This is a genomic window from Viscerimonas tarda, assembly GCF_054601255.1.
This window is the reverse complement of sequence record NZ_BAAHWV010000020.1, coordinates 46,010-62,728: the sequence shown is the minus strand read 5'-3', so window position 1 is coordinate 62,728 and position 16,719 is coordinate 46,010. Positions and strand designations below refer to the sequence as shown.

Annotated in this window: 16 protein-coding genes and 1 pseudogene; 6 read left to right on the top strand and 11 right to left on the bottom strand. The window is 41.6% G+C overall.

All coding sequences use genetic code 11. The features are described from left to right. Nucleotides 1–222: 222 nt before the first annotated feature. From ACYPWY_RS10130 to ACYPWY_RS10100, 7 genes and pseudogenes are all read right to left on the bottom strand, one after another. Nucleotides 223–309: pseudogene (locus tag ACYPWY_RS10130) on the bottom strand (hypothetical protein); the annotation flags it as partial. Nucleotides 310–542: 233 nt separating this feature from the next. Further along, nucleotides 543–2,186, bottom strand: a complete 1,644-nt coding sequence (locus ACYPWY_RS10125) for a fumarate hydratase (RefSeq protein WP_459685411.1) — start codon at nt 2,184–2,186, stop codon at nt 543–545. 96 nt (nt 2,187–2,282) lie between these two features. Continuing rightward, the gene (gene pgeF / locus ACYPWY_RS10120; protein ID WP_459685410.1) at nt 2,283–3,092 is read right to left on the bottom strand and encodes a peptidoglycan editing factor PgeF; all 810 of its coding nucleotides are present in this window, start codon (nt 3,090–3,092) and stop codon (nt 2,283–2,285) included. A gap of 45 nt (nt 3,093–3,137) precedes the next feature. Beyond that, the gene (locus ACYPWY_RS10115) at nt 3,138–3,887 is read right to left on the bottom strand and encodes a hypothetical protein (RefSeq protein ID WP_459685409.1); all 750 of its coding nucleotides are present in this window, start codon (nt 3,885–3,887) and stop codon (nt 3,138–3,140) included. 3 nt (nt 3,888–3,890) lie between these two features. Further along, the gene (locus ACYPWY_RS10110) at nt 3,891–4,475 is read right to left on the bottom strand and encodes a hypothetical protein (RefSeq protein WP_459685408.1); all 585 of its coding nucleotides are present in this window, start codon (nt 4,473–4,475) and stop codon (nt 3,891–3,893) included. A gap of 93 nt (nt 4,476–4,568) precedes the next feature. Further along, complete coding sequence (locus tag ACYPWY_RS10105; RefSeq protein ID WP_459685407.1) at nt 4,569–5,039, bottom strand: CYTH domain-containing protein; 471 nt, start codon at nt 5,037–5,039, stop codon at nt 4,569–4,571. A gap of 13 nt (nt 5,040–5,052) precedes the next feature. Beyond that, a complete protein-coding gene (locus ACYPWY_RS10100) occupies nt 5,053–6,132 on the bottom strand; it encodes a DUF4831 family protein (RefSeq protein ID WP_459685406.1) in 1,080 nt (359 codons plus the stop codon). Between the two features lie 136 nt (nt 6,133–6,268). On the opposite strand from ACYPWY_RS10100, the gene ACYPWY_RS10095 reads away from it, so the two are divergent. The 4 genes from ACYPWY_RS10095 (at nt 6,269) to ACYPWY_RS10080 (ending at nt 9,321) form a co-directional block, all read left to right on the top strand. Then, a complete protein-coding gene (locus tag ACYPWY_RS10095; protein WP_459685405.1) occupies nt 6,269–7,489 on the top strand; it encodes an AAA family ATPase in 1,221 nt (406 codons plus the stop codon). Then, nucleotides 7,486–8,058: a hypothetical protein gene (locus tag ACYPWY_RS10090; protein WP_459685404.1), complete on the top strand. Its 573-nt coding sequence runs from the start codon at nt 7,486–7,488 to the stop codon at nt 8,056–8,058. The genes ACYPWY_RS10095 and ACYPWY_RS10090 overlap by 4 nt, the downstream gene beginning before the upstream one ends. A 109-nt stretch (nt 8,059–8,167) precedes the next feature. Next, nucleotides 8,168–8,716: a hypoxanthine phosphoribosyltransferase gene (gene hpt / locus ACYPWY_RS10085; RefSeq protein WP_459685403.1), complete on the top strand. Its 549-nt coding sequence runs from the start codon at nt 8,168–8,170 to the stop codon at nt 8,714–8,716. 20 nt (nt 8,717–8,736) lie between these two features. After that, the gene (locus ACYPWY_RS10080; RefSeq protein ID WP_459685402.1) at nt 8,737–9,321 is read left to right on the top strand and encodes an adenylate kinase; all 585 of its coding nucleotides are present in this window, start codon (nt 8,737–8,739) and stop codon (nt 9,319–9,321) included. Nucleotides 9,322–9,417: 96 nt separating this feature from the next. On the opposite strand, the gene ACYPWY_RS10075 is transcribed toward ACYPWY_RS10080, so the two are convergent. The 3 genes from ACYPWY_RS10075 to ACYPWY_RS10065 form a co-directional block, all read right to left on the bottom strand. Then, a complete protein-coding gene (locus ACYPWY_RS10075) occupies nt 9,418–10,512 on the bottom strand; it encodes a Fic family protein (protein WP_459685401.1) in 1,095 nt (364 codons plus the stop codon). 189 nt (nt 10,513–10,701) lie between these two features. Further along, entirely contained in the window at nt 10,702–11,217 is a 516-nt protein-coding gene (locus ACYPWY_RS10070; RefSeq protein ID WP_459685400.1) for a DUF1016 N-terminal domain-containing protein, read from the bottom strand. Between the two features lie 38 nt (nt 11,218–11,255). Next, nucleotides 11,256–11,471 carry a helix-turn-helix transcriptional regulator gene (locus ACYPWY_RS10065; protein WP_459685399.1) on the bottom strand — a complete coding sequence of 72 codons (216 nt, stop codon included), beginning with the start codon at nt 11,469–11,471 and terminating at the stop codon, nt 11,256–11,258. Between the two features lie 187 nt (nt 11,472–11,658). On the opposite strand from ACYPWY_RS10065, the gene obgE reads away from it, so the two are divergent. Both obgE and ACYPWY_RS10055 read left to right on the top strand, forming a co-directional pair. Beyond that, entirely contained in the window at nt 11,659–12,810 is a 1,152-nt protein-coding gene (obgE, locus tag ACYPWY_RS10060) for a GTPase ObgE (RefSeq protein ID WP_459685398.1), read from the top strand. 29 nt (nt 12,811–12,839) lie between these two features. Beyond that, a complete protein-coding gene (locus tag ACYPWY_RS10055) occupies nt 12,840–14,420 on the top strand; it encodes a T9SS type A sorting domain-containing protein (RefSeq protein ID WP_459685397.1) in 1,581 nt (526 codons plus the stop codon). A gap of 191 nt (nt 14,421–14,611) precedes the next feature. Here the strand turns inward: ACYPWY_RS10055 and ACYPWY_RS10050 are convergent, their stop codons facing one another. Further along, nucleotides 14,612–16,660 (bottom strand): dipeptidyl-peptidase 3 family protein, encoded by a 2,049-nt coding sequence (locus ACYPWY_RS10050; protein ID WP_459685396.1) that lies wholly within the window; start codon nt 16,658–16,660, stop codon nt 14,612–14,614. Nucleotides 16,661–16,719: the final 59 nt, after the last annotated feature.

The following is a 16,719-nucleotide window of genomic DNA, read 5'->3' as shown; positions in this document are numbered from 1 at the left end:
GCAAGCGCCAAGAGAAAATCAGCCTAATTTAATTGTTTATTATATTAAATTGGATATTAAAATATGGAATATGTCAAGGGATTGCCTGGGAAGGTGGTCCCTTGATTGCGTTAAGCCCTACAGCCCCACAGCCCCCCGTAGGGGGGATCAAAAGTCCCCCTACGGGGGATTTAGGGGGCTGGAGGTTGGAGGGGCTGCCCTGCGGTATTTGTGCTCTGATTATTATTTGTAAATCTCTTTCTTTCCGGCGAGCAAGGTGTTTTTTATCAACGAAATGATGGTCATCGGGCCTACGCCTCCCGGCACCGGGACTGACTATATCTATCTGCCGGGGCAAATTTAATGAATTATATTGGATTTCTGTTATGCCTTTGTTTAAATAGCCAATGATGTACACGACTCTCTAATTTAAATCATAGATATACCAAATATCCCCTTTATTATTACGAAATGCCTGTTCATTTATAGGTAGATTTATTATCTCCAATAAAGTATCATCAAACTTTACTATTTCACCTAAAGTTATGTAATTAGCTCTCACTCTACAAAGCCGTACATCCGGCAGCAGGTTTGATTTGCTTAAAGAAATCATTCCCTTTGTCATCTACCAATATAAAGGCCGGAAAATCCACTACCTCTATTTTCCAGATAGCTTCCATTCCCAGTTCGGGGTATTCGAGGCATTCGAGGCTTTTGATGCTGTTTTGAGCGAGAATAGCCGCCGGCCCGCCGATGCTTCCCAGATAGAATCCGCCGTGTTTGTGGCAGGCATCGGTTACTTGCTGGCTGCGGTTGCCCTTTGCAATCATAATAAGACTGCCGCCATGCGCTTGGAAAGAATCGACATACGAGTCCATACGTCCAGCCGTTGTCGGTCCCATCGAACCCGAAGCATATCCTGTCGGCGTTTTGGCCGGACCGGCATAATAAATGGGATGATCTTTTATGTATTGAGGCAATTCTTCGCCCTTGTCCAGCCTTTCCTGCAATTTGGCATGGGCTATGTCGCGACCTACAATAATTGTCCCCGTAAGCGACAATCGGGTCGAGACTGGATACTTGGCCAATTCGGTCAAAATCTCTTTCATCGGACGGTTCAGGTTAATCTTCACGCCACCCGATTCACCGGCTTTTTGCAATTCGGCAGGAATTAAACGGGCAGGATTGTCCTCCATTTTTTCCAGCCACACGCCATCCTTATTTATTTTTCCTTTTATATTGCGGTCTGCCGAACAGGAAACGCCCATTCCCACCGGACAAGATGCGCCATGACGGGGAAGACGCACCACACGAATATCGTGCGCAAAATATTTTCCACCAAATTGAGCGCCTAAGCCCAAATCCTGAGCCGCTTTAAGCAATCTGGCCTCCAACTCAATGTCGCGGAAAGCCTGACCGCCTTCATTTCCCGAAGCAGGCAAGTTATCGTAATATTTGGCCGATGCCAGTTTTACTGTTTTCAGGTTTGTTTCGGCGGAAGTACCCCCTATCGCAAACGCGATATGGTATGGAGGACAGGCCGCTGTTCCCAACGATTTCATTTTTTCAATCAGGAAAGGAAGCAGTTTTTCGGGAGTAAGCAAGGCTTTTGTTTCCTGATACAGGTAGGTTTTATTGGCCGAACCGCCGCCTTTAGCTACAAAAAGGAACTTGTATTCGTTGCCTTGCACCGCGTACAAATCTATCTGTGCCGGCAGGTTTGTGCCGGTATTCACCTCTTTAAACATATCGAGAGGCGCATTTTGGGAATAGCGCAAATTATCTTGGGTGAAAGTATTGTAAACACCTTTCGACAGGGCTTCTTCGTCGTTGGCGCCTGTCCATACCTGCTGGCCTTTCTTTCCCACTACAATAGCCGTTCCCGTATCCTGACAGAAAGGTAGAATGCCCTTTGCCGAAATTTCCGCATTGCGCAGAAAGGTAAGAGCCACATACTTGTCGTTATCGCTTGCATTGGAGTCGGAAAGAATTTTTGCGACCTGCTCCTGATGTTCGGGGCGCAGTAAAAATTCAACATCGTGAAATGCGTGCTGCGCCAAAAGCGTCAACGCTTCAGGTTCAACTTTCAGGATTTCTTGTCCCTCAAAATTGGTTGTAGAAACATAATCTTTCGACAAAAGATAATATTCGGTCGTGTCCTTTCCCAGCGGAAATGTTGCCTGATACTTAAACGGAGGTATTGCCATAATTTTATTAGTTGATTATCTATTTTTCTTATTCTGTTTTTTGTCCTGCAAAATTAATAATTTTTCGGATGTAGCTTTATAGAACCTGCCCAAAAACTACGTCAAAAAACCACCGGTAAGCATCCGCCCCGATTTCACCGTCTGACGGCGCGCCGAGAAAAACTTATCGGGGTGGGAATAAGTACATAAACCCGCTATTTCTATATTTTGAGGAGGAATGCCCGAAGCCGTTAACAACAAGCTGTTTGCACAACACAAATCCAGGTGAATTTTGCCTGTTTCGGGACAACGATACCCTATATCGTTGACTGGAAAACCGGCGCCGGAAAAAGCATCCACAACCTCCTCTCCCACCTCAAAACAAGCTTGAGATATGGCCGGAGCAATACCGGCTTTCAGGTTTTGGGGATTGCAACCATATTTTTCCTGCATCTGTGCGACCGCTTTCGTTGCGATTTTTGCAACCGTTCCTCTCCATCCCGCATGAATGGCCGCCAGCACATTCCCGATAGGGTCGAACACCAGCAAAGGGACACAATCGGCAGTTGTTACCCCGATGCATACCTGTTGACAGTTGGTAATCAGGGCATCAACGCCATTCAATTGTTCTTTTTGCGACAGGGCGGGCAAAGACAAAAAATCAGCGTCCACAGTTAATATCCCGTCGCCATGTACCTGATGCGGCAACAACAAGCTATTGGGGTCAATATTCAGCACAGAAGCAAGCTGACTGCGGTTTTTGTAAACACTTACAACATCATCGCCCGAATATTCGCCCAAATTGAACGAGGCATAACTCCCCTTGCTGAAGCCGCCTTCGCATGTCGTTGAAAAATGAAAAAGAGATTTATATTCGCCAAACAGGTCGAATTGCAGCAGATTGGGATATTGCGGGTGATGTTTCATTGGTTTATTTCCCCCATTCCGAGTACGGATGTTTGGATAGCATTTCTAAGATAATTTATCAATTAAATAGGTTGATAACCAATTGGGAATATAATCGTGGTGGAATTTTGTATTATCCTGTTCCTTTTCGGTATCTATCTCAAGAATAAGCTTAGACGAACAGCCACTATTGTCAAAAATATATGACCGATAGGTTAATTTTACGGCATCAGCCAAAAGATTCAAACTTTCATAATATCGTTTGATTACTTTCTCCCTGTCAACACCATGCCCACCCATTTTTACCCTTGCGGCAACTCTATTTAAATTGATTTGTACATCCTCCGTACAGACGTAATACAAATAATTTTTGTATCCGTTTTCTTTTGCTTTTCGGAGTAGCTGTATTTTAGATTCGTGGGACATAACAGACTCAAAGGAGAATTTTCTTCCTTTTTCCAACAATTTATTGACGATAAAACTTATTATGATGGATGCTTCATAAGAATTGGATTCATTCGCACGGCTTCTTATCGTGTTATTTTCACACGAAAGATCTATATTGTAACCATTCAATCTTGCTTTTTCTAATAGCGTGTGGTGGTTGCAGAAAGAGGAGAAATCGTCTTTTGTGATATTTTGCAACTCATAGGCTGATAAATCTATTGAAGATGTTTTATTCAGTTCCTTTTCAAGGTCATCAGCATTCAGATATACCCCCATATTGTATCTATTTTCCTTGATACCTGATATGATTGTACTCTTCCCCGAACCATTTGGCCCGGCAAACAACCTAAGTCTTTTTTCAAAAGCCATAAATTATTTCATTTTCAAGGTAATGCGAGTTTGTGTTACAGGGCTGGATTTAACATCCTTTATCACTCTCTTCCTTTTACCATTCTTTATTTCAACAAGTTTCCCGTCTTCAACATACAAAACTGTTCCCAGATTTGCCAGAGTTTGTTCTGCCGCCTTCGAGGTTGCTTCAGACGAAATTTTAGCTATATGTTTTACTGAATTCCACTTTCTATTTTGTTTTAGATTAATAGCATTCCAGTCTATCACAATGCCTTTTGACAAACTATTGTTGGACGTAACGACAGTACCCTCATTACTCGTTAAATATGTTTGGCGTCTAGAACTAAATCTATTTTTTCTAGCAATAGGCCTAATAGTAGCACGAACTAAATATCTCTTGCACCCAGGACTAATACTATCTCTTCCAGCAATATGCCTGATAGCAGCACGGGGATCCCATCCCATTGCCTTTTTCCTTCCAGATGTAAAACCAATAGCTTCTTTGCTCAACACGTTATAAGAAGACGTAGTCGTTGTAACGTCATCCCCACTATTGCTTGCAGCGATGAGTCTTTTAAGTCTATTTTTATTTTGAATTTTACCCATTTTGGTATCTATAATACATTCAACAACAAATATAAACGAAAAGATTTACTTGTTGCTACTCTTACTTGTTAAATAGTATTGGCAAATCAACCATTATTTCCCCCATTCCGAGTATGGATGTTTGGATAATTGGGAGTTGTTATACTTTTTATCGCCTGTAACTTCGGCGCCAATCCAGTCCGGTGTGCTAAATACGGTGTCTTCGTGCGGAAGTTCCAGTTCGGCGATAATCAAGCCTTCGTTTTTGCCGTGAAACTCATCTATTTCATATACAAATCCCTCGAAGTTAACATAGTAACGAATTTTATGTATCAGCGTATCGGGATTGCATAAAGTCAACAGTTCCTCAAAGTCGGACAAGGAAATCTCCTTTTCCCACTCAAAACGGCTTAAGCCACTTTCCGAAGCTTTCCCTTTGATGGTGAGGTAGGCCTTATCGCCTTTTTGACGGATGCGAACGGTCGGTTTGCTGGAAATATATGCCTGAATAATCGGTTCGTGCTTATAAGCCAGCGATTTAAAATCACCCTTCACCCTGAATTTGCGTTCGATTTCTAAAGGCATGACGAGGATTGGTTTATTGAATTATTTGTTTGATGGCGCCCAGTTCGGGATAGAAAACCACTCTAATCGCTACTTTTCCATTGTTCAGCGCTTTGGGCGCCAAAACATCCTGTGTGCCGTATTGCACCACATCGTATTCTTTTTGCACCATTGTGCGGTTGTCGAATTCAATCTTCAAACTGGCTTTTGCCGGAATATTGAAGATAATACCGCTCGAAAATTTCTTGTCCAGGGCTTTTTGCTCTTTCTCGGTAGGCAATGTGTCGTCTTTGGGCTCTTTGTTTATCAGGGTTAGAGACACCGGAGCGCCAGCCAAATCATTAGGTTCTACAATCCCCAGTTTTTTCGAGAAGCGGAATATTGTTTTTCTATTAATATTCTGTTCATCCGGCACAACCGTAAAAGTTTTTGTCAGGGTTTCGACAAGCTCTGTACCCAAAAACATGGATGTCAGGGCTTTTTCCTGTTCGTTTATCTGGCTTATAACCAATTTGTAAGCCTCTCCATCGGGTGGCATATTGTCGGCTTCACCCGTCAGTATGTTCGATTTGCTTTCGCGCAAATGGTATATCTGTTTAGCAATCAGTTCGGCCTGCTTGGCGCTGGAACCGGCTCGCAAAATTTCTTCCGACAAAAACGATTTGGGGTTGACTGTTACTGTCACCACTTTTGTTTCGGGCGGGGCAAGTGTAGCATTTTCTTTCTGGACGCTCAGCTCTTCGTTTATGGCGCAAATCAATCCATCCTTTGTCAGCGTAACAAAAGGCGCTACGGTATTCGGCTTAAATTCAACCAAGTACGAATTGTTTTTGTCCGGTATGCCGGTTGTGGTCGTTTCAATATTTTCGAGGGTAAAAATAAGCTCATCCTGAACAATGGGGTTTGGTATATTCAGGTATCTTTCGGCATATTGATAAAATTCACCTGCCTTTTTTGTTTTCTTCGATACCGTAACTTTTATATCAATCGCCGTTTTGGGCAAACTGTAAGCCACCCCATAGTCATTGCTTTTAACCGCGCTCATTTTTATGGTATTCTGCGCTAGAAGTGGCATGGAAAGCAAGATTGCGATAAATCCGATATGTCGTTTCATAAGTGTATTGCGTTTTATATAACATAAATCGTTACAAAGCTACTAAAATTTTAGAATTGTTGCTTTTATTCTTTTATTTTTCGTCCATTATTTGTACATTTGTTCAATTTCAATGTTTGAATTTTAGAATAAAGAAATGAGCAAAATAAAGATTAAGAATTTTGGTCCTATCAAAGAAGGATTCCTTGAAAATGATGGATGGCTTGATATTAAGAAGGTTACGGTTTTTGTCGGAAATCAAGGTTCAGGAAAAAGTACTGTAGCTAAGTTAATTTCTACATTTACATGGATAGAAAAGGCTTTGGTAAGAGGCGATTATGATAAAAAATGGTTTGAGAGGAAAAATAGATTAAAAATCTCATTTCTTCCATATCATCGTATAGAAAATTATCTTTATCCCAATACTGATATAGAATATCAAGGGGATGCTTATTCTGTAAAGTATAAAGATGGTTTGATGATTATTCATGAAACAGCAAATGCAGACTATCCTTTACCTCAAATTATGTATGTGCCTGCCGAAAGAAATTTTCTAGCATATATCAAAGGTGTAAAGGAGTTGAAATTATCGTCAGCCTCATTATTGGAGTTCAATACAGAATATGATAATGCAAAAGACAATATGGATGAGGTAATGAGATTACCAATTAATGATACGGATATTGAATATGATAGATTAAATGATACTCTTAATTTAAAAGGGAAAGATTATAAAATAAAAATTACCGAAAGCTCGAGTGGCTTTCAATCTTTTGTGCCTCTTTATTTGGTATCAAGTTATTTAGCAAAATCTGTACAGATACAGAGTGAAAATAAAGAACCTATGAGTAGTGAAGAATTGAATAGGTTCAAAAAAGGCGTACAAGAAATTTGGAGTAATGAGAACTTATCCGATGAACAAAAACGGGTGGCTCTTTCGGTGCTTTCTTCGAAATTCAACAAAACAGCTTTTGTAAATATAGTCGAAGAGCCGGAACAAAACTTATTCCCTTCCTCCCAATGGCAAATGCTTCAAAGTTTGCTGGAATTTAACAATATGAACCCTGGTAATAAGTTGGTAATGACTACGCATAGTCCTTATTTGATTAGTTACTTAACTTTGTTGGTCAAATCAGGACAGTTAAAGTCAAAAATAAATACAGATGTTTTAAAACAAGAATTGGAAAAAATTGTTTCGTTAGGCTCAATTATCAACTCGGAAGATTTGTTGATTTATGAGTTGGACGAAGTAACCGGAACCATTCATGTGCTTGAAACTTATGACGGCTTACCTTCCGATGAAAATAAATTGAATGAAAAGTTGGATGAAGGCAACGAGCTATTTGCTATGTTATTGGAAATACAGAAACAGATATGAGTAGTAAAAGAAGAAAGAATGAGATAAAAAAGAACAAGCGTAATAAGCAGAAAAAAATTCTAACAAAAACCTTGAATTTTTTTGATTCCAAATATCGATATATATCCACAAGTAGGCATTTCGGACTTTGTGATGATGGCCCACCTCTTCATAAACCAGCCTATCTTGATGAAAATCACAAAAATGGTAAGAAATGGATTGCAGTTGTAGAAAATAATCAACAATTTGAAGTGAAATTTATTGCATTAGATAACAGCATTATACTAAGAAAACCTGATGGAAAAAAAGACAGGTGTAGCGATGGACTTTTAACATACTCTTCAACAATTATTTTTGTAGAATTAACGACAGGAACAAATAAAAATTGGAAAAACGACAAGGATGAGCAGTTACGCATCACTATCAAACATTTTGAAACCACAAAAGAGGCGAACCTGTATAAAACGAAAATGGCATATATAGCAAATAGTAATTCTCGAATATTTAGACCAAGTTACCAAATAAAAATGGATAATTTTTTAAAAGATACTGGTTATGATTTAAGAATTGAAAATAGAATAGCTTTGTAACATGCCGCAGCCATCAAATCTCTTTTATTTTTCGTCCAAAAAAATCCCTCCTCATTTATATCTTTTACTTATTTGTTATACCTTTGCGTTCTAAAATATTGCAGCAACTATGAAAGATGTAATAAAAATAAAAGACAAGGAATTTGAACTGTTTATAGCCGAAAAGGTTATAGATGACGCTGTTGCGCGAATCGCTGAGCAAATAAATAAGGATTTGGATGGGAAAGATCCCCTGTTTATTTGTGTGTTGAACGGGTCTTTCATGTTTGCAGCCGAACTGATGAAAAAGGTAACTATCCCCTCCGAGATAACTTTTGTGCGGATGGCTTCGTACAAGGGAACGGCATCTTCGGGCGTGCTGAAAGAAATTTATAGCCTCGAAGAGGAGATTGAGGGACGGACGGTGGTGGTGGTGGAAGATATAGTTGACACGGGCAATACCATGTCGCTCGTTATAGACCAGTTGGCCTGCGATAACCCGAAAGAAATAAAAATAGCCACTCTTTTGTTCAAACCCGACGCATTGAAGTACGATGTGAAACTCGACTATGTGGCGTTGGAAATACCCAACGATTTTATAGTGGGTTATGGGCTCGACTACGACGGTTATGGGCGTAACTTGAGCGATATTTATAAAATAAAACAAAGAAATAATTAAATCTGATAGAATCTGTAATTATGCTGAATATTGTAATTTTTGGAGCTCCGGGCTCGGGTAAAGGTACACAGAGCGAATACCTGATTAAAAGATACGAACTTGCTCATATTTCGACCGGCGATGTGCTGAGAGCCGAACGCGATTCGGGCAGCGAACTCGGTAAACTGGCCGAAAGCTATATGTCGAAAGGACAATTAATCCCCGACGAGCTGATGGTTGATATTTTGGCCGGCGTATTCGACCAAAAAATAAAAGAGGCCGGTTGTAAAGGCGTTATATTCGATGGTTTCCCTCGCACAATACCTCAGGGTGTAGCCTTGGCGGAGATGTTGAAAGAAAGAGGGCAGAAAATTGCCGCCGTGGTGAGCCTCGAAGTACCTGAAGAAGAATTAATCGAAAGGCTGTTGAACAGAGGTCGCCAAACCGGACGCACGGACGACAATTACGACACAATTAAAGCTCGTTTGGGCGTTTACTACAATCAAACAACACCCCTGAAAGACAAATACAAGGAAGAAAGTTTGTTGTACACAATCGAAGGACTGGGCACAAAAGATGAGATTTTTGCCCGTATATCTTCCATCATCGACAAAGTGAATAAATAGGCAATTGCCTCAAAAATAACAAAAACCAAGATCAGGGAAGCCTGTTTTTTGCTTTGGGTCTTGGTTTTTCTTTTTTTCAGTCAAGGCCTCATTCTTTTAGTTGATTTTCCAGTACCCGTTTTTGTCTGCACCTTCACGGGAAAGAATACCTGCATTTTTGAGTTTGTTAATATTGTTTTTTACTGCCCTGTCCGAAATATTTAACCGTTTTGACAACTCCATAATGGTAAATTTTTGATTTTGTTCTATCAATTTTAATATTTCCAACCCAATTACAGGGAACTTTTTCCCGTTTACAAGGAACTTTTGCCCGTTTACAGGGAATTTTTCTGCATTTACAGTGTCATTTTGAGGCTTTACTCCGGCATTTTCAACAAAACTAATATGCAATTCGCGATTTTTCAACACATTATTTTCGCCAAGCAGTAAGTTTGAAAGAAAGCGGATAAGATATTCATCTGTTTTATGAATATTTTGTGTAATATCTGAGTAATTCGCACGAACAAGCGCGTTTTTAAAATACCACGAATGGGCTGCAAACAAATCGTTGTTTATATTCTTAAAGCCGAGTTGTCGAAGATATTTTATTAAAAATACAGCTGTTGTCCGGGTATTTCCCTCGCCGAAAATATGTATCTGCCACAAATAAGCAATGAAATGTGCCAGATGTTCTACGATTTGCGAGGCGCTTAATCCCTTGTAATCGAATGCCTTCTCTTCCTTAAAATCAAATTCCAAAGTCGCTCTGAGGGTCTCGGCGCTTGCATACGATACCGTTGCACCGTTTAGTACCCACTCCTTTTTCGTGATGTCGTAATCGCGTATTTTTCCTGCAAACTTGTAGATTCCATTAAAAAGCCGCCTGTGAATACCCAGATATTCCACCGGCGAGAAAGAAAAGGTATTGACAGATAAAATTTCGGTAATGCGAGAGGATACCTTATCCGCTTCTTCTGTCCGCTCATCAACATCTGCTTGCCTGACAGACTGGGATTTATAATAGCTGTCGATACGGTATTGCACCTCGTTTATGGTGATTTTACCCTCAATATTTTCCTTGGCAGTTTCGATGAGGTAAGCAGATGGCGTTAAACCATCAACCTGCTGCAAACCGATAGCCGTTTGCCAGATTTGGCTCTTTTCTACTCTGTCGGGTTCGCCCTGACGGATATATTCTTCAAAATCATTCATAATTTACTTCCTTTTCGTCATAAATAATTCCCCCTATTTCATTCAAAATCATTTTGTCATTAACGATCTCACCAAACAGACATTCGCTGTTGTGCGTGCAGATTGTTACAAAATACAATCCTTCTTGTGAATAATCATGCCCTTTCAACCGTATTGAACGGCGGTGATGTATATTGGGATTATAATTGATCATGCCGCATTCCTCCTTATCTCATAAAATCGGCGAGCATCAGGGTTTTCTACACGCATCAATACAAGGTAGTGCGACCATGAAAGGGTAAATTTGACAGACAGTATCTGCCGAGTTGTATTTACTTGATTATCTGCCATTTGCGATTCATCAGACAGTGTCTGAAGAATTGGGTAAACAGTATTTGCCTTTTCTGTCAATTGGCTAAACACTGTCGAGCCAATTCTGTTTTTGGAATACATTGTGTAGAACTGCCTCATGTTTTTAAGGTTTGGATACGAAAAACCTTCTCCAAAGCGCTCTGTCAATTTCGCAGAAAGTTCTTTCAATACAGCTTTCCCATACTCCGCACGCTGTTCGCCTTGCTGCTCATCCTCTACAATATATCGCCCTACTTCATAATAAGTATATACCATTGTAAGATTAACGGCGGTCGCCACCTTTTGTCGCGACTGCTCAATGATTACGGCTATTTTGCCGTAGAGTTCGTTCGATTTTTGAATTTTATTCATCATGTTAATCTTTTAAATCATGTAAATTGTGGTTCAGAAAGTCATTCTCTCTTGCTCCTCTTAGTCGAAACAAGCAAATCCCGTATATCCACATCCAACAATTCTGCTATTTCTAATAGCATTTTAAGCGGAGGCTGTGTTACGTTGGAGCACCAGCGCGAAACCGTTGCTACGTCTTTATTTATGGAATCCGCTAACCATTTGCCCGTCTTGTGTTGTTCAACAAGAACTACCTTTAGTCGATTAATCTGTTTCATTGTTTTTTTCTTTTTGATGATAATTGCAAAGATATTGATAGTTTTCGGTTTTACCAAAAAAGTAGTATCTTTGTGTCGGGTTGCTTGGAACAATGAAAACGTAGAGCAGAGTTATTCGCTCATTTCTATATAGTTAGCCATTGTAGCGATTCCTACACACAACAAATATATCTTTAATTAATAGAGAATGGCAGATACAAATTTTGTAGATTATGTAAAAATCTACTGCCGGTCGGGAAAAGGAGGCAGAGGTTCTACGCACTTCCGCCGCGAGAAGTATGTCCCTAAAGGGGGACCGGACGGTGGCGATGGCGGCAACGGCGGACATGTTATCCTTCGCGGCAACCGCAACTACTGGACGCTGTTGCATCTCAAATTTCAACGGCATATTTTGGCCGGACATGGAGAAGGTGGAACCGGCAGCCTTTCGTCGGGTAAAAAAGGCGAATCGAAAATAATAGATGTCCCTTGCGGAACAGTGGCCTACAATGCCGAGACAGGCGAATACCTGTGCGATATTACCGACGACGGGCAGGAAGTAATTCTGCTCAAGGGCGGCCGGGGCGGCCGGGGTAACAACCACTTCAAAACGCCTACCAATCAGGCTCCTCGCTATGCTCAACCCGGCGAACCATTCGAGGAACGAAAAATTATTCTGGAACTGAAAGTCCTGGCCGATGTAGGTTTGGTTGGCTTTCCGAATGCCGGCAAATCGACTTTGCTGTCGGTGATGACGGCGGCAAAGCCTAAAATAGCCAACTATCCGTTCACCACGCTCGAACCCAATTTGGGTATTGTGGGTTATCGCGACCAGCGGTCGTTTGTGATGGCCGACATACCGGGTATCATCGAAGGCGCCAGCGAAGGTAAAGGCTTGGGATACCGTTTCTTGCGGCATATCGAGCGCAATTCGCTGCTGTTGTTTCTGGTGCCTGCCGATGCCGAAGACATTCATAACGAATACCGGATATTGCTGAATGAACTGGCGCAATACAACCCCGATCTGCTCGATAAACGCCGGGTGTTGGCCATCTCAAAATCGGATATGCTGGACGACGAACTGATTGAAGCCATATCGCAGGACTTGCCGGATATACCTTGCATTTTTATTTCCTCTATCGTTGGACAAAATATTCAGCAGTTGAAAGACTTGCTTTGGTCGGAATTAAACAAGGACGGCGATTATCAGAAAGAAAAAACGGTGCATATCACACATCGAAACCTCGAAATTAAAGAAATTGTATTCGATGATGACACGGACGATTTTATCCTTGATGATGACACGGAGGACGATTTTGACGAAGAAGATGGTTTCTATACGGAAGACACAAATGATTAAATAATGGCAATTTTTTGGGGAACTTTATTATGACTAGAATTTTATTCACTTTTCTGTTAGCCGTCTTTTGTACGAGTCTGTATTCGCAGGATTTTCATGAAAAAGATAAGGAAGGTTTGCGCGCTATTCTTCGCCAATCTTCATCCGTAAGCGGCAAATCTAATCTGGAATGTTTGGGATTAACGGCTGCCGATACTGCCAATTGGAGGGTATCGGAAGACTGGATTGCGGCAATACAGAACAAGCTGGGGTTAATTTATATTGACTGGGAATGGACGGTAGATGCTCCGGCCCGTTTAACCAGGTTGGAAATCAATTCTTTTACGGACGAATACCAATTGTCGGGAATAATAGGCGGCAGTTATTTTGAGGAGCTGGAAGTCTTGAATTTTCCGCAATCCAAATTCACTGCGCTAAACATTTTAGATAATCCGAAGCTAAACCGGCTGGATTGTTCAGGGAACGGTTTAACGGAATTGGATTTGACACGAAATGTAAACCTTTTGCAGCTGAATTGCTCGGACAATCAGTTAGCCGGGTTGAATTTATCGGCAAATCTGGATTTGGGCGTTTTAAATTGCTCAAATAATCTTATCACGGAATTAGACCTGTCGAAACAGAAAAGCCTTATCTCGTTGTATTGTTCCGGGAATAAGCTCAATGAACTTTCTCTGTCAACGAATTCAGACTTGGCATCCCTCGATTGCTCCGATAATTCGATTAGCCAACTCAATTTATCAAAAAACAACAAAATTGGCTTTTTATCCTGCTCGGGTAATCCCTTGAACTCGGCTATCGACTTGTCGCAGAAGGAGAGGTTGTTGTCGTTTTATAGTGTCGGCGCTCAATTGAGCGGTTTAATATTGCCTCAAAGCTCCGATTTAAGTTTATTGTATCTTCCTGACAATCAGCTTACCGGCGACCTCGACCTGTCGCAACACACCAAGCTGAATTGGCTAAATGTTTCAAACAACCAATTAACCGAATTGAAAGTGGCCTCACCCCTGAGAACTCTCTACTTCAATGACAATAGCTTGAAATTTTCGGCTATGCAAGTCGGCCCGGTTTCGGATCACGAAATAGCAGTCTATTCTCCGCAAAAAATAATAGATGCCGGAGAAATACATGCGCGAGAAACCATTGATTTGAACAGAGAATACAACATATATGGCAACACGACCACCTATAATTGGTACAACGAAGCCGACCAAGCCATAACGCTTCCCGACCAGGGGGAGGGTCGTTTTGAGGCGAGCCTTGATTTTTACGGAGAAGTTGTAACATGTAAAATGACCAATCTTTCTTTCCCCGACTTGACGGTTAATTATCAGGTGAAAATTTCGGATACAATTACGGGCATCCAAAAAGAGGTGGTTAGAAATGAAATTTTAATCTATCCGAATCCGGTTTCGGAGGTGTTGTATGTGGAAACGTTGAATCCGGTGAATGGGATAGAACTATATAATACAACGGGGCAGATTGTGAAACGAGACTCGCAGGAAACCACACGCTACGAGATAAGTGTAGGCGAATTACCTCCGGGTGTTTATGTACTGAGGACAACCACGGCTTCGGGCAAAAAGATTACTTCTAAGGTTCAAAGGAAGTAGTGGATATGGAGAGATGCAATGATAAAAAAGGCTGTCTCAAAAGTATTCTTTTTAGATTGTCATTGCGGGCTCCGACCCGCAATCTCCTGACATTCAACTGATTTTTATTAGGAGATCCCGTGTCAAGCACGGGATGACAGACTTTTGACACAGCCTCGACAGACTTTTAAGACAGCTCCACATTTTTACCCTCAATAATTATAGCTAGGAAGCCTTGAAAATTCCCGGGCGTACCTCAACATTTGTTCAACGTAGCCCTCCGTGTATGATACTTTCAGGTCGGTAATCTTTCCATTTGCATCCTTTACCGCCTCAAACACCGGATTCACAAAGCCTTTGTAAGGTTTCAGATTGAGTTTAGCGTAACGTTCACGAACTTCCTTATGTAGTTCCGGTTCTACTTTCACACCGTAATTTTCCACCAAAGATTTAGCGCCTTCATAATCGCCTTCCGATTTAACACGTTGTATTTCGGCCAGTAATTGACCTAACAGATTGCGTAATTTAGAGTAATCATTTACAACCACATAGGTTTTGCCATCGCGTTTTTTGTATTCCACCACCTTACCGGATTTCCCTTTTTCAAAAGCCCATTGCGCAATCAACGAACGATTGCGCATGTGTGCTTCTTCAATGTCTTTTCCGGGTTCTATGCGGGTCAATTGAGTTGCCAAACCGTTCATCATATACCTGTAATACTCTGCTTTATAAGCTTCTGCATCGGGAGTTATACCCAGCTCAACCAATTTGGGATCGGCTAAATAATACAGGCCAAACAAATCGGCGCGCGCCTCCTCTATGGTCGAACCGTAGGCCTTCAGGGCATCGGGGTCAACGCCCGGCAACAATTGTCCCGAACCATGTCCCAGTATTTCGTGCAAGTCGGTATGCAAAATATCGGTGATAAATCCGTATTTATGAACCAATTCCTGTTCGGTTTCCGACCAGATGAATTCTTCACCAAAGCCACTGTGTTCGGCAGCCTTATCGTATGCTTCCATAATATTTTCTATCGTAACCGACTTGGAACCATAGTCTTTGCGTATCCAATTTGAATTGGGCAAGTTTATGCCTATCGGTGTGGAGGGATAGCAATCGCCACCCAGTTGGGCAACCGTAATCACCTTGGCCGTTACGCCCTTCACCTTTTCTTTCTTAAATCGCTTATCAACGGGCGAATGATCTTCAAACCACTGGGCATTCGAGCTGATTGTTTCGGTGCGTTTGGTCGCTTCCAGATTTTTGAAATTAACCACCGACTCCCAACTGCCCTTCAAGCCCAGCGGGTCGCCGTACGATTCGGTAAAACCATTCACAAAATCCACGCGCGACAGCGAATCCTGCACCCAGGCAATGGCATAAGCATCAAAAGTTTTCAGGTCGCCGCTCTTGTAGTAAGCAATGAGCGTTTCTATCACTTTCTTTTGTTCATCGTTTTCGGCAACAACAGCAGCCTTCTCCAGCCAGGCGATAATACGCTCTATGGCAGGGGAATACAATCCGCCGACTTTCCATACTTTTTCCACCAGCTTGCCATTTTCCTTCACCAAGCGGCTATTCAGCCCATAAGATACAGGCGTTTGATCCTTGGGGTTCTTCATTTTAGCATAAAAAGCCTCTACCTCGTCCTGCGAAACGCCCTCGCCATAGTAGTTGTTCGCCGATGTCTGAATAAGATCGACGCCTGTTGCCTGATTTACTTTTTTCGGCATCACCGCAGGGTCAAACATAACGGGTTCAATCGTCGCCAAGAACTCATCCACCGATTGATTGGGCGCTACCGGAACGGTTTCTGCCGGAAGTTGTTTCACTTGCTCCTCAAAGAATGCCTTCGAAAATCCGGGTAAAAATTTATCTTCGCCATAATGATGATGAATGCCGTTCGAGAACCAAACACGCTTCAGATACACCTCAAACTCCTGATAATCGGTCGAAGACTTATCCCCCTCGAAGTTTGCATAAATAGCCTCCAAGGTACGGCGAATAGCCAGATTATACCGTCCATTCTGATCGAAAAGAATATCCCGGCCTTCGATTGCCGCCTGCGAGAGGTAATAAATCATTTCTTTCTGCTGCAAACTCAGCGATTCAAAATCGGGAATCTGGTAACGCAAAATCTGTAAATCGGCAAAAGCATCTACTTCATACACAAACTCATTGTCTTGTCCTGCATCTTTTTCCGAGCAAGCGCCCAGCATTACCGATAATCCAGCCATAGCTATTATTAGTTGTTTTTTCATTTATATTATTGTTTAAAAATTTGAGTTCTAAGTTTTTCGTCTCCCCTTGTTCGGTGTAG

Coding starts and splice junctions, on each gene's coding strand:
- ACYPWY_RS10125 (WP_459685411.1), bottom strand. CDS start 2,186: ATGGCAATACCTCCGTTTAAGTATCAGGCAACATTTCCGCTGGGAAAG.
- ACYPWY_RS10115 (WP_459685409.1), bottom strand. CDS start 3,887: ATGGCTTTTGAAAAAAGACTTAGGTTGTTTGCCGGGCCAAATGGTTCG.
- ACYPWY_RS10090 (WP_459685404.1), top strand. CDS start 7,486: ATGAGTAGTAAAAGAAGAAAGAATGAGATAAAAAAGAACAAGCGTAAT.
- ACYPWY_RS10095 (WP_459685405.1), top strand. CDS start 6,269: ATGAGCAAAATAAAGATTAAGAATTTTGGTCCTATCAAAGAAGGATTC.
- ACYPWY_RS10080 (WP_459685402.1), top strand. CDS start 8,737: ATGCTGAATATTGTAATTTTTGGAGCTCCGGGCTCGGGTAAAGGTACA.
- hpt (WP_459685403.1), top strand. CDS start 8,168: ATGAAAGATGTAATAAAAATAAAAGACAAGGAATTTGAACTGTTTATA.
- ACYPWY_RS10100 (WP_459685406.1), bottom strand. CDS start 6,132: ATGAAACGACATATCGGATTTATCGCAATCTTGCTTTCCATGCCACTT.
- ACYPWY_RS10105 (WP_459685407.1), bottom strand. CDS start 5,039: ATGCCTTTAGAAATCGAACGCAAATTCAGGGTGAAGGGTGATTTTAAA.
- pgeF (WP_459685410.1), bottom strand. CDS start 3,092: ATGAAACATCACCCGCAATATCCCAATCTGCTGCAATTCGACCTGTTT.
- ACYPWY_RS10075 (WP_459685401.1), bottom strand. CDS start 10,512: ATGAATGATTTTGAAGAATATATCCGTCAGGGCGAACCCGACAGAGTA.
- ACYPWY_RS10110 (WP_459685408.1), bottom strand. CDS start 4,475: ATGGGTAAAATTCAAAATAAAAATAGACTTAAAAGACTCATCGCTGCA.
- ACYPWY_RS10055 (WP_459685397.1), top strand. CDS start 12,840: ATGACTAGAATTTTATTCACTTTTCTGTTAGCCGTCTTTTGTACGAGT.
- ACYPWY_RS10070 (WP_459685400.1), bottom strand. CDS start 11,217: ATGATGAATAAAATTCAAAAATCGAACGAACTCTACGGCAAAATAGCC.
- ACYPWY_RS10065 (WP_459685399.1), bottom strand. CDS start 11,471: ATGAAACAGATTAATCGACTAAAGGTAGTTCTTGTTGAACAACACAAG.
- ACYPWY_RS10050 (WP_459685396.1), bottom strand. CDS start 16,660: ATGAAAAAACAACTAATAATAGCTATGGCTGGATTATCGGTAATGCTG.
- obgE (WP_459685398.1), top strand. CDS start 11,659: ATGGCAGATACAAATTTTGTAGATTATGTAAAAATCTACTGCCGGTCG.